This is a genomic window from Bradyrhizobium sp. BLXBL-03, assembly GCF_051853015.1.
GTDB classification, from domain to species: domain Bacteria; phylum Pseudomonadota; class Alphaproteobacteria; order Rhizobiales; family Xanthobacteraceae; genus Bradyrhizobium; species Bradyrhizobium manausense.
On the sequence record NZ_CP182470.1, the window covers coordinates 4,525,999 to 4,540,418 of the forward strand.

Sequence of the window (14,420 nt, forward strand, 5' to 3'; positions counted from 1 at the left end):
GATGCAGGACGCTTAAGGCGCGCCGGCCAAGGCGCGGATCGTCTGGTCCGCGTGCCAGTGCATGCCAAGCGCGCGGAGCTTTTCGGCAGCCTCGGTTGCAGTCTTCCGCGCCGCCTCGCCCTGCCCTTGCAACGCGAGAAGCTCGGCGTGCGCAGCCAGATTCAAAGCGGCATCGCGCAGCGAGCCGCGCCAGCCTGCGGAGGTTTCGGCGCGCAGCAACCAGCGCCGGCTACGTCCAAAATCCCCGCGTCGCGCCGCGAGCTTCGCAAGCGCGCGGCAGGCCATTGCCTCGCCCAGCCGCTCGCCCTCGCGCGCGCGGCCCAGCACATGGGCTGCGTACCGCCGTGCTGTCTCGACGTCGCCTTCGGCCGCCGCCGCTTCGACCAGCCAGCTATATTGAACCGAGGTGTAGAAGTGGAAGTTGCGTCGCTCCATCCATTGCGCGGCGTTTCGCAGCTGCTGCAAGCCATCGGCATCGCCGGTCATGGACCAGCGGGCAAAGCCGGACGCAGCGCGGCACGCCGTCAGCATCAAAAGGCTGCGCATGGTCTCGGCGGCGCGGGCGCCCTCCACGGCCAGTTGCTCCGCCTCCTGCCAGCGGCCTTGCCAGACCAACGCGACCGAGACCCAATTGCGCACCGAGCTGACGACCGGATGGGTCGACCCTTCGACCAGGCTCATCGCTTCGTTGAAGCACTCGTGGGCACCCTCGAAATCGCCCCGATCGGCCAGGATGCTGCCCTTGCACGACAGCGAATAGGCCGAGCCGACGGCGATGGCGCCATGGCGGCGGCTGCGCGTGGTCGAGATGGCAGCGTCGATCAAGGCGGTGGCTTGGTCGTACTGACAACTTGCAGCGAGAATCTGGCCCAGCACGGCTTCGGTCCGGGCGATCAGGCGGGGGTCGCCGAGCCTGCGTGCCCATTCCAGTCCCGTTCGTGTGTGTGTCACACCCTCGCGAAAGCGGCCAAAGCCGTAACACATGTAGCCAAGCCACTGATAGGCGCTGGCCGTCGCGCCGGTGTCACCGAGCGATGACGCGATGGCGACCGCCTGTTCGAACACGCTGGTATCGTCGGTCAACGACAGCGGATCGAAGATGTTGGCCATGCCGAGTTTATTCGCCAGCAAGCACCAGCGAAGGGATTGCTGGCGCGAGCGATCCGGCACGCGATCCAGCGCATCCATAGCAGCCTTGTACTGGGACCCGGCAAGGTCCAAGGCGAAGGCCGCCATGGCCTTGTCGCCGGCGCGTTCGGCATAATGGGCCGCGTTTTCCCAATGGCCTGCGCCGCGCGAATGGTAGGCCAGGGCTTCCAGCGTGTCTTCGCGGTCGGCCTGCTCGGACCGTGCCAGCAAACTGGCTTCAATGCGCTGGTGCAAGGCCTGACGCTCGTGCAGGGTGATGGTGTCGTAGACAGCGTCCCGCGTGATGCCGTGCTTGAAGCGAAGGGCGTCCCCGGCCGGATCGGCGAAGAGAAAATCCGCATCGGCCAATCCCCGCAACGTCGCCGGGTCGGGCTCGCTGCCGCAAGCCGCAATGAGCAGACTTTTCGGTACCGTGTTTCCGATCACCGCGGCGGCGCGGACCACCTTCACCTGATCGGGCGGCAGGCGCGCCAGGCGCGAAGCGACCAGGGTGGCGATCCATCCGCCTTGCTTGCTGCGCATTTCGAACGAATCATTGTCGTTGGCAGCGATGGAATGGCACAGCTCTTCGATGAACAGTGGCACCCCGCCGGCATAGGCGTGAACCCGGGCCACGAGGAAGGGGTCGGCTTGCGGCACCCAGCGTCGTACGGCGATGTCGGTTTCTCCTCCCGCAAACGGCCTCAGCAGCAGGTGCGGCGCGCCGGAAATCCACTCGGTGCCGTCGTCGCGCGGCCGGGTGGCGAGGATGAAGCGCGGTCCATTCGGCAATTGCAGGAGTTTCTCCAGCAACTGCCGGCTCGCGTCGTCGGACCATTGCCAATCGTCGATCACCAGCACCAATGGTCCCTGCGCGGACAAGACGGTAAAGAACCCGAGCAGGTCACCGACCACGCCATCGACGGTCATCTGTCCGCCGCGCGCATCAGCCCCGGTCGAGGCCAGTGCGATGATCGTCTCCGCGCGTGGACCGAGTTGGGCGAGCCATGGCTGCAGGGCGTCCCGGGCGGTCTCGTCTGCATCGGCGATCGATGCTTCCGGTCGTATCCCCAATGAGGCGCGCAGCATCTGCAGAAACGGTTGCAGCACCTCGGCACCGACATAGCTCTCGCAACTGCCCCGCAGCAGCTTGAACTGGTCGGTATCGCAGTCTCGCAGCACCTCCTCCAGCAGCCGCGTCTTGCCAAGCCCAGGACCGCCGACGACGACCGCACAACGTCGCGAGGCCGGGTGTGGTTCGCTGAGAAAGCCGGTCAGAAAATCGAATACTTCGTCGCGCCCAACGAAGGGCGTCAAGCCGCGCCGGGACGTTGCGTCAAACCGCCGGGTCACCATGCTTCGTCGCAGCACCGCGCGCGCCTGGGGCATCTCCGGCCCCGCATCGGGCACCTGAATCGGACCGCCGAGCTCGAAAAAATTCGCATGCGGCCCGAGGGAATCAAGACTGGCGAGGATCTCGCCCGGCGCAGCCCGACGCGACAGATGCGCCGCCGTGTTCACGACATCGCCGACCAGGTCATATCGGCCGGACTCGATATCCCCCTCCATCAAGAGCAAGGTGCCGGCGTGGATGCCCGAATGCATGCGAAGCGGCATCAGGGCCGGCGGCACGCTATCGTGGCGCAACAGCCCGACCCACCGGTGAATATCGATGGCGGCTTCGGCTGCACGACGACCGTCGTCCTCACCCGACCTGGGATAGCCGAACACGGCGAGGACACCATCTCCCTGGGTCCTGATAACCCGGCCGCCATGCTTGGCCACGGCGCGATGCCAGATGTCCCTGAGCTGGCCCAACAGTTCGGAGAGGTGTTCCGATTCGATATCCCGGCCCAGCGCGGTGGACCCGACGAGGTCGGAGAAAAGCACCGTCAGTCGATGACGTTCGCCTTTCAGGTCGCGGGTCTGCGTGATCATCGCTGTCGAGGCCGGCTCGTTGCCAAACAGCAAGCACGGCCCAACTGGCGCCAGACCGGATGCCGCAAGGCATCATACACGCCCATGGGTTGCCGGCTAGCGTCCTGGATCACAAAGGTAAATCTCGCGCGGCGGCATTCGCAAGCGATAGACCGCCTTGAAACCAACCCACCCGTTTAAAACCTGCGTGATCCCGAGTGAGGTCTCCTACTGAGCGGCCAGAAACAGTCTCCTGACCGCGGCGACCGGCGCGATGCCCGGGCACGACCGATGCAAGGCTGACACGATGCCGAGTGTCACGCTCGACGCCAACGCCGGGCAGCCGCGAGCCCCGGCGCCCTCTTCCATGCGGCCTTACGGATATTTCCTTAGGTGAACCGCCCGAATTTCGGCCTTCCGACGGATGCGTTAAAGGTTCATCAGCAGCACGAATTCGGCTCGTTGACGATGGAGCCTGCAGTGAATCACTCGATCTACACCGTCGATAAGACGACCCATCTGAAGGTGGTCGTCCTGGTGCTCGTCGGCAGCATCGCCATGATGGCGATCACGCTGACTGCGCGCCTGGCTCGTCCGGAAGTCAGTGCCCAAGCGACGGCGACCCGGACCGTCTACAAGCCTCATCCCGACCACACGTTGACCGTACTGACCCGACCAGAGAAGCATCCGATCTAGATCATTTGACGCAGGGCACCGAATGACCAACGAAGCGATCAAGGCATTGATGGTACTCGCGCTCTACGGAGTGCTTGAGACCGCACTCGTCTCCTCGTCGATCGGCCGATTGGCCAAGCGTATCGTGCCATCCGGAAACCGCCGCGTGCGCGGCAGGTAAATTCTTGAGAGGCCCCCGGCGATTGCCGGGTGCGCGCTTTGACTACAATGGCTCGTCGTCCAGCGTGGATGGCTCCACCTGCAGCGACACGAAATCGCCTCCGCCGTAATCGTCCTCGGGATCCGGTCGGTCGGACTGGAGATAAAGCCGGTCCTCCACCGCGCGAACGCCTGCAACGTTCTCGCAGGCCACGATGACTGCCCGATGCGCGTTTTCACCCCTGACCACGCCACGCAGCGTGACCATGCCGTCCTTCACGCTGACGTTCAAGCAGACCGGCTGCCACGGTGTCCCGGCCAGCGCGGCGAGGACGGAGCGACGAATCTGGCCGTCATCCCCGGAGTAGCCGGAAGCGCTGGTCAGCGGGCCGGCAACCGCGGACAGGAAGTCGGATCGGGTGATGATCCCGACGATGCGCTCGCCGCGCATGACCGGCACGTGATTGAGATGCCGTCGCTCCATCATGTCGGCAACTTCCACAAGCGGCGCCTGCTCGGTGGTCGACACCGGCTGGCGGGTCATCACCTGTTCGACCGTGCGCCCGTGCTCCTTGACGAATTCGGCTGCAGTGCGATCGGCTCCGCGCAACATCGTGAGCAAACGGTTGCGTTCGTGCGCCGTGCCGATTTCAGGCCGCCTGAGGAAATCGCTTTCGCACAGGATGCCGACGAGCGTCCCGGCCGGGTCCACCACCGGCAGGCCGCTGATGTGATGGGCAAGCATCACCTTGATGGCATCGGCGACCGGCGCGTCCGGCCGTATCGTCACAACGCGTCTGGACATGATCTGGTGCGCGCGCATGTCGTCCTCCGAGAGACAAACAGGTATTTGCCGTGACAAACCACGTCTTGATCCGGATCAACGCCCGTGCGGTGCGTGGTGCCATGCTGGATATCAACATCGGAACATTTCGAACATGCGCTTACGAACGGTTCTGTTGGGTGCGATCATCCTTGCGCTGTCCGCCTCCAGCGTCGCGGCGCCTTCCGATGTGTCGGCGGCGCTGTCCGACCTCATGACCAAACTTCAGTTGCAGCACGCCAAGCTTTGGTTTGCGGGCAAGCTCAGCAATTGGAGTCTGGCGAATTACGAGCTTCAACAGATCGAGGCCAACCTTGAAGCCACCGGCAGGTTGCTGGCGAACCCGTCACAAGCCGATCGCGCTAGGGAGCAGATTCGGGCCGTACGCCAGGCGCTCCAATCGAAGGACGTCCCCGCGTTCATGACATCCTATGCCGGGCTGACAAACGAATGCAACGGCTGCCACCGCAGCAGCGGCTATGCCTGGATCGTCATGCAGATCCCGCTCACCCTGCCCGTTCCCAATCAGCTGTTTGTCGACCAGGTGTCCGAGGGGCGCGCGATTGCCAACGCCACTTGCGGGACGTGCCACGTCGTCGCCGACGCTGCCAAGGAAGCACCGGCGTTTCGCCCGTCCCCACCAGCTTTCCCGGAGATCATCAACCGGCCCTCCTTCTCCGCGGATGGCCTGCGGCATTTCCTGACGTCAGGCCATCGGCGACTGGGACCAGACCAGGCCATGCCGAATCCGAGGCTCACCGAGTCCCAGGTCGAAGCCGTCGTGGCCTATCTGGAGACGTTGCGAGCTGACCAGCGGCGCTGAAATGCGGCCACCTGTCCGGGCGGCACCATGCTCGCACGAGGCTGCGATCTGCAGCCGATGCGGCTAGCGCAACGGCAGCAATTCGAGTTGGCCCTGCGCCGTCTTGACCGCCGCGGTGAACCAGCTCTGGCTGGGCGCCTCCTTGGCGAAGCACTTGGTATAGGCCGCCATCGCCTGGTCTTCCCGGGCCATGGCATCCTCCGGCGTCTTTCTGGCCATAATCTGCTTCCAGACCTTCTCGCAGGTCGGAATCTCGGCCGTCTTGACGGCCTCGCTCGCGGCGAGGAAGAACACCTTCTCGCCACGGATCGCGACCACGTCGATCTCGTGCGGCGGACCCTTCAAATCGCCATTGCCGCGCACGCCGAGCACCGCGACCGCGGTGCTGACGGATGCGGGCTTGGTGATGGGCAGCTCGGCATATTTGGCGAAGGCAGCGTCCTGGATGGCGGCATAGTAGAAGGTGTCGGACCTGAACGCCGCGTCGATCTCTTGCGGCATCGGATCCTTGCGGTGGTCGGCAAGCCAGCGCTTGAGCAGCGTGGTCGTCGTCACCACGGCCTGCTGCTTGTCGCCCGCGGTGGCGAAAGCGAGCCCGTCAAGATGGCCAAAGCCGATGTCGTCCTTGAACAGCGTGTCGACGTTCGACTTGCCCTCCGCGGGCAGCCCCTTGATCGCGACCGGTCCGATCAGGCCGCGCAGCACGCCGGTCAGTTCGCCCAGCGCCACATCGTGTTGCCTGCTGGTCTCCTCGCTCTCCTTGGCCTTCGAAAACTTCGCGATGTAGCGGTCGCGCAGATCGAGATAGTGCTGCTCGGAAGAGGCTGCGTGGGCCGGCGTGGCGAGGGCAAGCAGGCAGAGCAAGGCAAGTGATCTCATCGAATTGTCCAGAAGGCTGAAGGGCGATCTTCAGTCTTGGTGACCGGGTTGGCCCGGAAGGTTCATCCGTGCCGGCGTGCCCTGCTGCGGCGGAGAACCAATCCTTCACCATGGCGGGCGGGTTCGATTGAGCGCCGGGAAGGCGGGCGGTAAAATCCGCTGCAATGCTTTCGGGGGCTCCATGAGCGACTTGATGGGTGACTTGCGCGCTGCGGCCCGGCAATCCACGGCGAGAACCGGGATCATCGAGTTCGAAGGCGCCAGGGGAACCGTGAGCATCCCCTGCACCATCGCGGATGTCTCCGGCACCGGCGCGCGGCTGAAGCTCGACTGGTCGCTGGCGTTTCCGAAAGAGGCCACACTGATCTTCGCCGACGGCTTGCGCAAGGCCTGCCGGGTGGCGTGGCAAAAGCGGCGGCTGCTCGGTGTCGCCTTCGCCGATGGCGTCGCGAGCGCCGACGAGCAGGCCCTGATGATGACCGAGGAAGAGCAGGCCCTGCACCGGCGGCACATTGGGGCCCAGCTGAAGGGTGCGCGCGAGGCGCGGGGCTACACCGAGGCCCAGATTGCGGACCTCGTTGGCGTCTCGCCCGAGTTCATCTCAGGCGCCGAGCGTGGCGAGGTCAGCATTCCTCTGCACCAGCTCACCCATATGGCCGATCTGTTTCTGGTTGACCTCGACAGTCTCGTCGCAGGCCCGGCGTCGATCGACCTTCCGCCGGTTCATTATCTCAGCGGTGCCGCAGCCGGCGATTGACCCGCCGCGCCAGATAGTCGCCTGCGCTCTGCACCAGCTGCACCAGGGCGATCAGCACGACGACCACGGCCAGCATCATCTCCGGCATGAAGCGCTGGTAGCCGTAGCGGATGCCGAGATCGCCCAAACCCCCGCCACCAACCGCGCCGACCATGGCGGAGTAGCCGAGCAGGCTGACCACTGCGAGGGTGAGCGCCAGCAGCAGGCCGGGCAGCGCCTCGGGGATCAGCACCTTGAACACGATCTGGATTGGTGACGCGCCAAACGAGGACGCGGTTTCGATCAGGCCGCCATCGACTTCACGGATCGCAGCCTCGACCAGGCGCGCGATGAACGGCGTCGAGGCGATCGTCAGCGGCACGATCGCGGCCGTCGATCCGATCGAGGTGCCGGCGATGAGACGCGTGAACGGGATGATGGCCACGACCAGGATGATGAAGGGCGTGGAGCGGGTCGCGTTGACGACCATGCCAAGGGCTGCGTTGACGGCAGGGGCCGCAAACAGCTCGCCCTTGCGGCTGGTCGCCAGGAACACGCCCAGCGGCAGGCCGAACAGAGTGCCGAGCGCCGCCGCGATTCCAACCATGAACAGGGTTTCGAAGGTGGCCTGGATGATCAGGTTGATGAGTTCAGGCGACATAGCCGAGACGCTCCGCCGAGACTTGATATTGAGACAGCCAGGCCAGCGTGCTCGTCGTCGCGCCCTCGCCGCCGGAATCACTGACAGGAATGGCCAGAACGAGCGAGCCGACATGCTGGCCGCCGATCTCATCGATCCGCGCCGACAGCAGCGAGACGTCGAGGCCGAGCTCGCGGGCAAGCCGCGCGATCAGCGTATCGCCGGCCCCTGCCCCGCGCACCTGAACGCGAATCACGGCGTGGCTGCCCGGCTCCTGCACGATCCGGCTGGCCAGCGAGACCGGCAGGCTGTCGCCGGTGACCTCAGCCAGGAATGATTGCGTGATCGGATGCTTGGGATGGGTGAAGATGTCGGCGACATGGCCGCTCTCGACCACGCGGCCGGCATCGAGGACGACGACATCCCTGGCGAGCTGACGCACCACGGACATTTCATGGGTGATCAGCACGATGGTCACCCCGAGCTCGCGGTTGATATTCGCGAGCAGATCGAGGATCGCGCGCGTGGTCTGCGGATCGAGCGCCGAGGTCGCCTCATCAGACAGCAGCACGCTGGGCCGCGTCGCCAGTGCGCGGGCAATGCCGACACGCTGCTTCTGGCCACCTGACAGCTCTGACGGATAGCGGTCGTGCTTGTCGGCGATGCCGACCAGCGCAAGCAATTCGGTCACGCGTGCCTTGATGTCGGCTTTGGACCAGCCGGCGATCTCCAGCGGCAACGCGATGTTGTCCGCGGCGGTGCGCGAGGACAGCAGATTGAAGTGCTGGAAGATCATGCCGATCGAGCGCTGCGCCAGGCGCAGCTCGCGGCCCGTGAGCGCGGAGATGTCCCTGTTGTCGACCACGACGCGGCCCGTGCTCGGCTTTTCGAGCCCGTTGATCAATCGCACCAGGCTCGACTTGCCGGCGCCGGAACGACCGATCACGCCGGTGATGGAGCCGCGCGCGATCGAAAAATCGATGCCCTGCAGCGCGACGACGCCGGGCTTGCCGCGATAGGCCGGATAGGTCTTCGCGACGGTCTCGAAGCGGACCATCGCGTGCGGCTGAGCCGAGCCATCTTGGATTTTGACCGGTTCGCCGATCAGCAGCGATGGGTGCGCATTCATGGAAGCGGCTTTCATGGAAGGATATTTAGCCCGCCCGGGCGAAAGGCGCAGGCGGGGCCACGTCGCGATCCGAGCGAGATCAGCAGCGATGGGTGCGCATTCATGGAAGCGGCTTTCATGGAAGGATATTTAGCCCGCCCGGGCGAAAGGCGCAGGCGGGGCCACGTCGCGATCCGAGCGACGATGGGTGGAACCAAAGCAGGCGGCCGGTGGCGACGCTGCATTGCAGCAGACCATCGCCCTTTCCAGTCTTTCTTGCAATTTCAGATATTTGCGGGGGATTGGGCGAAGTTTTCCCAATCCCCCCGCAGGGGAAGAAAATTCTCCTGCCGAGGGGGTATCAATCTGCGGGAAAGCTCACCGGACCATGGCCAGCCAGGGCAGCACGATGACCAATAGCCCGGCGAAATAGAGCACCCCGAAGATCAGGCCAAAACCCCAGAACTGGCCCTTCCCGATATAGCCGCTGCCGTAATACATCGGCGCCGGCCCGGTGGCGTAGGGCGAGATCACGCCCATCAGGCCGAGCGAATACATGCAGAGCATGGCGAGCGTCGTCACCGGCAGACCGGGAATGCCGGTGCCGACCGCGAGCACGACGGGCAGCACGGCCGCCGCGTGCGAGGTGATGCTCGAGAAGAAATAGTGGATCCAGAAGAACAGCGCGACCAGCAGGATCATCGCGGTCGACGGCGAAAGCCCTATGAGCGGCTTTGCGAATTCATTGGCGAACCATTTGATGAAGCCGATCTCGTTGAGGCCGGAGGCCAGCGTCAACAGCGAGGTGAAATAGAAGAATACCTCCCACGCGCTCTTCTCGCTGACGATGTCGGCAAATTCGATCACGCCGGTGACCAGCATCAGCGAGATCACGATGAACACGACGGTCGTGGCATTGACGAAGTTCGAGCCCAGCAAGGGGATGTGAATGTCCGGGCTGGAGCCGGCGATCCACAGGAACATCGCGAGCACGATCAGCACCAGCATGATCCACTCGTTGCGCGACATCGGGCCCATCTCTGCGAGCTCTTTCGCGGCCCATTCCGAGATCTCAGGGCTGCGCTTCACCTCCGGACGGCAGATCAGATAGCTGAGCAGCGGAACGAGGACCATCAGGAGAATGCCGAGCGGCGCAAAGCCGATGAACCATTGGCCCCAGCTCACGTCGACCCCAACCGTCTTCTTGGCGATCGCCAGTGCGGCCGCGTTCGGCGCCAGCGCCGTGAAGAACAGCGAGCTCGTGATCGCGGTTGCCGCGAACGCGGTCCACATCACATAGGTGCCGATCTTGCCGGCGGTCGGCCCCGGCTCCGAACCATAGATGCGCGGGATGTTGCTGATGATGGGATAGACGATGCCGCCGCTGCGTGCGGTGTTGGAGGGCGTTGCCGGTGCCAGCAGGAAGTCCGACATCGCAACCGCATAACCGAGCCCGAGCGTGTTGGTGCCGAGGCGCCGCACCAGCACCAGCGCGATGCGCCGGCCGAGCTGGCTCTTGCGATAGCCAATCGAGAACACGAAGGCGCCGACGATCAGCCACACCGTGCTCTCGGCAAAGCCCGCCAGCATCCAACGCAGCGATTTGCCGGGATCGGGATCGATATAGCCGGCGACACCCGCGACCGTCAGCCCGATCAGGCCGACTGCGCCAACCGGCATCGATTCCAGGATCAGCCCGGTGATGACAGCGGCGAAGACCGCAAAATAGTGCCACTGATTGACGTTGAGACCCGCTGGCACCGGCCACAGATAGATCGCGAGCCACACCACCAGCGGCGCGACAAGTTTCCAGCGAAACCCGGTCGCCTCGGATGGCTGCGAATTGGCGGTCATGCGTGCTCCCCCCTGACACCACGTCTGCGGGCTGGTTGGCCAGCCGCTATTGTCCCAGCGCGGCGTATACGGATTGTCGGTGGCGCGATCAATGGCCTGAAATCGAGGTCGGACCTCCTCTCGTCCGGCAGAACGGTTTTCCGCACCTATTCTGCGCCGCGAAGGCGAGCGTGTTCCCCGGCACGACGGCCCACCGCCGGGTCTCGACAGCGAACGACCAAAATGCCTATCTTGCCGCCATGAGCCAAGATCACGACCATCATCACGATCACGACCATTCGGAACTGTCCGAGACCGAGCTGCGCGTGCGCGCGCTCGAGACTGTTCTGACCGAGAAAGGCTATGTCGAGCCGGCTGCGCTCGACGCCATCATCCAGGCCTACGAGACCAAGATCGGCCCGCATAATGGCGCGCGCGTCGTCGCCAAGGCCTGGACCGATCCGGCGTTCAAACAGGCGCTGCTGGAGGATGGCAGCAAGGCGATCGGCACGCTCGGCCATGTCAGTCGCGTCGGCGATCATCTCGTCGTGGTCGAGAATACCCCGACGCGCCACAACATGGTCGTGTGCACGCTGTGCTCCTGCTACCCCTGGGAAATGCTGGGGTTGCCGCCGGTCTGGTACAAGGCTTCGCCCTACCGCTCGCGCGCCGTGAAGGATCCGCGCGGCGTGCTCGCCGATTTCGGCGTGAGTGTGCCCAAGGACATTGAGATCCGGGTGTGGGATTCCACCGCCGAGACGCGTTTCCTGGTGCTGCCGATGCGCCCCGCGGGCACGGAAGGCTGGAGCGAGGAGCAGCTTGCCGAGCTCGTGACCCGCGACTCCATGATCGGCACCGGCTTCCCCCGGACGCCAGGAGCTCCGTCGTGAACGGCGTGCACGACATGGGCGGCATGGACGGCTTTGGAAAGGTCGAGCCCGAGCCGAACGAGCCTGTCTTCCATGAAGAATGGGAGTCCCGGGTGCTGGCGATGGTGCGCGCGATGGGCGCGGCCGGCGCCTTCAACATCGACACCTCGCGCTTCTATCGCGAGACGATCCCGCCGCATGTCTACCTCTCCAGCTCCTACTACAAGAAGTGGTTCCTCGGCCTTGAGGAGATGCTGATCGAGAAGGGCTACCTCACCCGCGAGGAGGTCGCCGCCGGCCATGCGATGCAGCCCGGCAAGGCGCTCAAGCACGGCAAGTTCGATCTCGGTCAGGTCGAGCGCATCATGGTACGCGGCAAGTTTGCCCGCCCAGCGCCTGCGCCCGCCAAATTCAACATCGGCGACCGCGTGCGTGCCAAGAACATTCATCCGACCACGCATACGCGGCTGCCGCGCTATGTCCGCGGTCATGTCGGCGTGTCGAGCTCAACCACGGCTGCCACGTGTTTCCCGACACGGCGGCGATGGAGCGCGGCGAGAACCCGCAATGGCTCTACACCGTCGTGTTCGACGGCCGCGATCTCTGGGGGGAGGACGGTGATCCGACCCTGAAGGTCTCGATCGACGCGTTCGAGCCCTATCTGGACCCGGCCTGATGAGCAGTGAAGCTGCTGCCGCCGCGACCGCGGCGATTCCAAGCATTCCGCGTGACGACGACGGCCCGGTGTTCCGCGCGCCCTGGGAAGCGCAGGCCTTTGCCATGGCCTTGACGCTGCACGACCACGGCGTGTTCACCTGGCCCGAATGGGCTGCGGCCTTGGCCTCCGAGATCAAGCGCGCGCAGGAAGCGGGCGACCCTGATACGGGCGAGACCTATTATCTGCACTGGCTCGCCACGCTGGAGGGCCTCGTCGCGAGCAAGGGCGTCGCGTCGATGGACACACTGCACCGCTATCGCGACGCGTGGGATCACGCCGCGGATCGCACGCCGCATGGTAGGCCGATCGAGCTGAGGGACGAGGATTTTCGGTAGGCCTGCGCGCGCCCCGAACTCGTCATTGCGAGGAGCTCTTGCGACGAAGCAATCCAGACCGTCACCGCGGGAAGATTATGGATTGCTTCGCTTCGCTCGCAATGACGGCGGAACTACCTCCCCGCCACAAACTCCCGCCACCCCTTCGCCCGCAAACTGCACGCCGGGCACTCGCCGCAGCCATATCCCCACTCATGCCGCGCACCGCGTTCGCCGAGATAGCAGGTGTGCGACTGCTCGCGGATCAGATCGACCAGCGCGTCGCCACCGAGGTCCTGCGCGAGCTTCCACGTCGCGGCCTTGTCGATCCACATCAGCGGCGTGTGCAGCTCGAAGGCTCGCGCCATGCCGAGCGAGAGCGCTGATTGCATTGCCCGAATGGTCTCGTCGCGGCAGTCGGGATAGCCGGAATAGTCGGTCTCGCACATGCCGCCGACGATGTGGGTGATGCCGCGCCGATAGGCCAGCGCCGCGGCGAAGGTCAGAAACACCAGATTGCGGCCGGGCACAAAGGTGTTGGGCAGGCCGTCGGCGCCCATCGCGATCGCAACGTCCCGGGTCAGCGCGGTCTCGGACACGGCCGCCAGCGTCGGGATCGACAGGGTGTGGCTCTCGCCCAGTTTTGCCGCCCAATCGGCGCGAAGGTCCTTGATGCCCTCGAACAGCCGGTCACGGCAGTCGAGCTCGACGGCGTGGCGTTGACCGTACTCGAACCCCAGCGTCTCCACGCGCGCAAAGCGGCTCAGCGCCCAGGCAAGGCAGGTGGTGGAATCCTGGCCGCCGGAGAACAGCACGAGGGCGGTCTGGGATGAAAATGTGTCGCTCATGGGCCGCGCTTTAGCACTTGCGGGGCGTATCAGCCAATCGGTGGAAATCGGCCTGTTCCGCCCCGCGGCGCTGGGAACGGCGGCGCGCTTTTGGCATAAGGATTTGGACCCAGGAGACTGCCCCCGCAATGAGCCCTTCCCGCGACATTTCCCGCCTGATCGAGATCATGGCGGCGCTGCGCACGCCGGTGACCGGCTGCCCCTGGGACCTCGAGCAGGATTTTTCGACGATCGCGCCCTACACGATCGAGGAAGCCTATGAGGTGGTCGACGCCATCGAGCGCAACGATCTCGACGATCTCCGCGAGGAGCTCGGCGACCTCCTGTTGCAGGTGGTGTTCCACGCCCAGATGGCCTCTGAGCAGAACGCGTTCTCCTTTGGAGACGTCGTCGAGGCCATCACGCGAAAAATGATCCGGCGCCATCCCCATGTGTTCGCCGACAAGGACGGCAATCTCGCCCCGCATCACGTCAAGGAAGTCTGGGACCGCATCAAGGCCGAGGAGAAAGCCGAGCGCGCCGCGCGCCGGCCGCCGGAGGCAGCGCCGTCGCACAAATCGCTGCTCTCGGGCGTCAAGGCCGGCCAGCCTGCGCTGACGCGCGCGATGGAGCTGCAGCGCAAGGCCTCCAAAGTAGGCTTCGACTGGAACGATCCGCGCGCCGTGCTGCAAAAGATTCGCGAGGAAGCCGACGAGATCGAGGCCGCGCTCGATCGCAACGACAAGCAGGAGATCGCGGAAGAGACCGGCGACCTCATGTTCGCCCTCGTCAACCTCGCCCGCCACGTCGACGCCGATCCGGAAGCCGCGCTGCGCGCGACCAATGCGAAGTTCGAAAAGCGCTTTGCCTATATCGAGCGGGCGCTGGAAGCGCAGGGGCGCTCGCTGGAGCAGGCATCACTCGAGGAGATGGATGCGCTGTGGAATGCGGCGAAGACGGCTACCTGACGC

The 14,420-nt window shown here is 64.9% G+C and carries 15 protein-coding genes and 1 pseudogene; 9 read left to right on the forward strand and 7 right to left on the reverse strand.

The window, feature by feature from the left end; all coding sequences use genetic code 11:
* Positions 1 to 12: 12 nt before the first annotated feature.
* Positions 13 to 3,066: an ATP-binding protein gene (locus tag ACNJX9_RS21780; RefSeq protein ID WP_439404112.1), complete on the reverse strand. Its 3,054-nt coding sequence runs from the start codon at positions 3,064 to 3,066 to the stop codon at positions 13 to 15.
* 372 nt (positions 3,067 to 3,438) lie between these two features.
* On the opposite strand from ACNJX9_RS21780, the gene ACNJX9_RS21785 reads away from it, so the two are divergent.
* Positions 3,439 to 3,741: a hypothetical protein gene (locus ACNJX9_RS21785; protein ID WP_057755035.1), complete on the forward strand. Its 303-nt coding sequence runs from the start codon at positions 3,439 to 3,441 to the stop codon at positions 3,739 to 3,741.
* A gap of 22 nt (positions 3,742 to 3,763) precedes the next feature.
* Complete coding sequence (locus tag ACNJX9_RS21790) at positions 3,764 to 3,901, forward strand: hypothetical protein (RefSeq protein WP_157083700.1); 138 nt, start codon at positions 3,764 to 3,766, stop codon at positions 3,899 to 3,901.
* Between the two features lie 42 nt (positions 3,902 to 3,943).
* On the opposite strand, the gene ACNJX9_RS21795 is transcribed toward ACNJX9_RS21790, so the two are convergent.
* Positions 3,944 to 4,702, reverse strand: a complete 759-nt coding sequence (locus ACNJX9_RS21795; protein ID WP_439404113.1) for a CBS domain-containing protein — start codon at positions 4,700 to 4,702, stop codon at positions 3,944 to 3,946.
* Positions 4,703 to 4,838: 136 nt separating this feature from the next.
* On the opposite strand from ACNJX9_RS21795, the gene ACNJX9_RS21800 reads away from it, so the two are divergent.
* Positions 4,839 to 5,525 (forward strand): c-type cytochrome, encoded by a 687-nt coding sequence (locus ACNJX9_RS21800; RefSeq protein WP_439404114.1) that lies wholly within the window; start codon positions 4,839 to 4,841, stop codon positions 5,523 to 5,525.
* A gap of 63 nt (positions 5,526 to 5,588) precedes the next feature.
* Here ACNJX9_RS21800 and ACNJX9_RS21805 read toward each other — a convergent pair whose 3' ends face one another.
* The gene (locus ACNJX9_RS21805; protein WP_439404115.1) at positions 5,589 to 6,404 is read right to left on the reverse strand and encodes a hypothetical protein; all 816 of its coding nucleotides are present in this window, start codon (positions 6,402 to 6,404) and stop codon (positions 5,589 to 5,591) included.
* Positions 6,405 to 6,597: 193 nt separating this feature from the next.
* On the opposite strand from ACNJX9_RS21805, the gene ACNJX9_RS21810 reads away from it, so the two are divergent.
* Positions 6,598 to 7,161 carry a helix-turn-helix domain-containing protein gene (locus ACNJX9_RS21810; RefSeq protein ID WP_439410101.1) on the forward strand — a complete coding sequence of 188 codons (564 nt, stop codon included), beginning with the start codon at positions 6,598 to 6,600 and terminating at the stop codon, positions 7,159 to 7,161.
* Here the strand turns inward: ACNJX9_RS21810 and ACNJX9_RS21815 are convergent.
* From ACNJX9_RS21815 to ACNJX9_RS21825, 3 genes are all read right to left on the reverse strand, one after another.
* A complete protein-coding gene (locus tag ACNJX9_RS21815) occupies positions 7,136 to 7,801 on the reverse strand; it encodes a methionine ABC transporter permease (protein WP_057755023.1) in 666 nt (221 codons plus the stop codon). The genes ACNJX9_RS21810 and ACNJX9_RS21815 overlap by 26 nt on opposite strands.
* Positions 7,791 to 8,909: a methionine ABC transporter ATP-binding protein gene (locus ACNJX9_RS21820; protein WP_439404116.1), complete on the reverse strand. Its 1,119-nt coding sequence runs from the start codon at positions 8,907 to 8,909 to the stop codon at positions 7,791 to 7,793. Before ACNJX9_RS21820 ends, ACNJX9_RS21815 begins: the two co-directional genes overlap by 11 nt.
* A gap of 357 nt (positions 8,910 to 9,266) precedes the next feature.
* Positions 9,267 to 10,742: a DASS family sodium-coupled anion symporter gene (locus ACNJX9_RS21825; protein ID WP_439404117.1), complete on the reverse strand. Its 1,476-nt coding sequence runs from the start codon at positions 10,740 to 10,742 to the stop codon at positions 9,267 to 9,269.
* Positions 10,743 to 10,981: 239 nt separating this feature from the next.
* On the opposite strand from ACNJX9_RS21825, the gene nthA reads away from it, so the two are divergent.
* The 4 genes and pseudogenes from nthA (at position 10,982) to ACNJX9_RS21845 (ending at position 12,643) form a co-directional block, all read left to right on the forward strand.
* On the forward strand, positions 10,982 to 11,611 hold the full coding sequence (gene nthA / locus ACNJX9_RS21830) for a nitrile hydratase subunit alpha (RefSeq protein ID WP_057756652.1): 630 nt from the start codon (positions 10,982 to 10,984) through the stop codon (positions 11,609 to 11,611).
* Positions 11,612 to 11,634: 23 nt separating this feature from the next.
* A pseudogene (gene nthB, locus ACNJX9_RS21835) lies at positions 11,635 to 12,063 on the forward strand (nitrile hydratase subunit beta); the annotation flags it as partial.
* Positions 12,000 to 12,266, forward strand: a complete 267-nt coding sequence (locus tag ACNJX9_RS21840) for an SH3-like domain-containing protein (protein ID WP_439410102.1) — start codon at positions 12,000 to 12,002, stop codon at positions 12,264 to 12,266. The pseudogene nthB and the gene ACNJX9_RS21840, both read left to right, overlap by 64 nt.
* Positions 12,266 to 12,643 (forward strand): nitrile hydratase accessory protein, encoded by a 378-nt coding sequence (locus ACNJX9_RS21845; protein WP_057755008.1) that lies wholly within the window; start codon positions 12,266 to 12,268, stop codon positions 12,641 to 12,643. Before ACNJX9_RS21840 ends, ACNJX9_RS21845 begins: the two co-directional genes overlap by 1 nt.
* A gap of 113 nt (positions 12,644 to 12,756) precedes the next feature.
* On the opposite strand, the gene queC is transcribed toward ACNJX9_RS21845, so the two are convergent.
* Complete coding sequence (queC, locus tag ACNJX9_RS21850; RefSeq protein WP_439404118.1) at positions 12,757 to 13,470, reverse strand: 7-cyano-7-deazaguanine synthase QueC; 714 nt, start codon at positions 13,468 to 13,470, stop codon at positions 12,757 to 12,759.
* 128 nt (positions 13,471 to 13,598) lie between these two features.
* Here queC and mazG point away from each other — a divergent pair, with 128 nt between their 5' ends.
* Positions 13,599 to 14,417, forward strand: coding sequence for a nucleoside triphosphate pyrophosphohydrolase (mazG, locus tag ACNJX9_RS21855; protein WP_439404119.1), 819 nt, complete (start codon positions 13,599 to 13,601; stop codon positions 14,415 to 14,417).
* Positions 14,418 to 14,420: the final 3 nt, after the last annotated feature.

Excerpts from the sequence above, each read along its gene's own strand:
- nthA (WP_057756652.1), top strand. The coding sequence starts at position 10,982 with ATGAGCCAAGATCACGACCATCATCACGATCACGACCATTCGGAACTG.
- mazG (WP_439404119.1), top strand. The coding sequence starts at position 13,599 with ATGAGCCCTTCCCGCGACATTTCCCGCCTGATCGAGATCATGGCGGCG.
- ACNJX9_RS21790 (WP_157083700.1), top strand. The coding sequence starts at position 3,764 with ATGACCAACGAAGCGATCAAGGCATTGATGGTACTCGCGCTCTACGGA.
- ACNJX9_RS21810 (WP_439410101.1), top strand. The coding sequence starts at position 6,598 with ATGGGTGACTTGCGCGCTGCGGCCCGGCAATCCACGGCGAGAACCGGG.
- ACNJX9_RS21845 (WP_057755008.1), top strand. The coding sequence starts at position 12,266 with ATGAGCAGTGAAGCTGCTGCCGCCGCGACCGCGGCGATTCCAAGCATT.
- ACNJX9_RS21795 (WP_439404113.1), bottom strand. The coding sequence starts at position 4,702 with ATGCGCGCGCACCAGATCATGTCCAGACGCGTTGTGACGATACGGCCG.
- queC (WP_439404118.1), bottom strand. The coding sequence starts at position 13,470 with ATGAGCGACACATTTTCATCCCAGACCGCCCTCGTGCTGTTCTCCGGC.
- ACNJX9_RS21815 (WP_057755023.1), bottom strand. The coding sequence starts at position 7,801 with ATGTCGCCTGAACTCATCAACCTGATCATCCAGGCCACCTTCGAAACC.
- ACNJX9_RS21820 (WP_439404116.1), bottom strand. The coding sequence starts at position 8,909 with ATGAATGCGCACCCATCGCTGCTGATCGGCGAACCGGTCAAAATCCAA.
- ACNJX9_RS21825 (WP_439404117.1), bottom strand. The coding sequence starts at position 10,742 with ATGACCGCCAATTCGCAGCCATCCGAGGCGACCGGGTTTCGCTGGAAA.
- ACNJX9_RS21780 (WP_439404112.1), bottom strand. The coding sequence starts at position 3,066 with ATGATCACGCAGACCCGCGACCTGAAAGGCGAACGTCATCGACTGACG.
- ACNJX9_RS21805 (WP_439404115.1), bottom strand. The coding sequence starts at position 6,404 with ATGAGATCACTTGCCTTGCTCTGCCTGCTTGCCCTCGCCACGCCGGCC.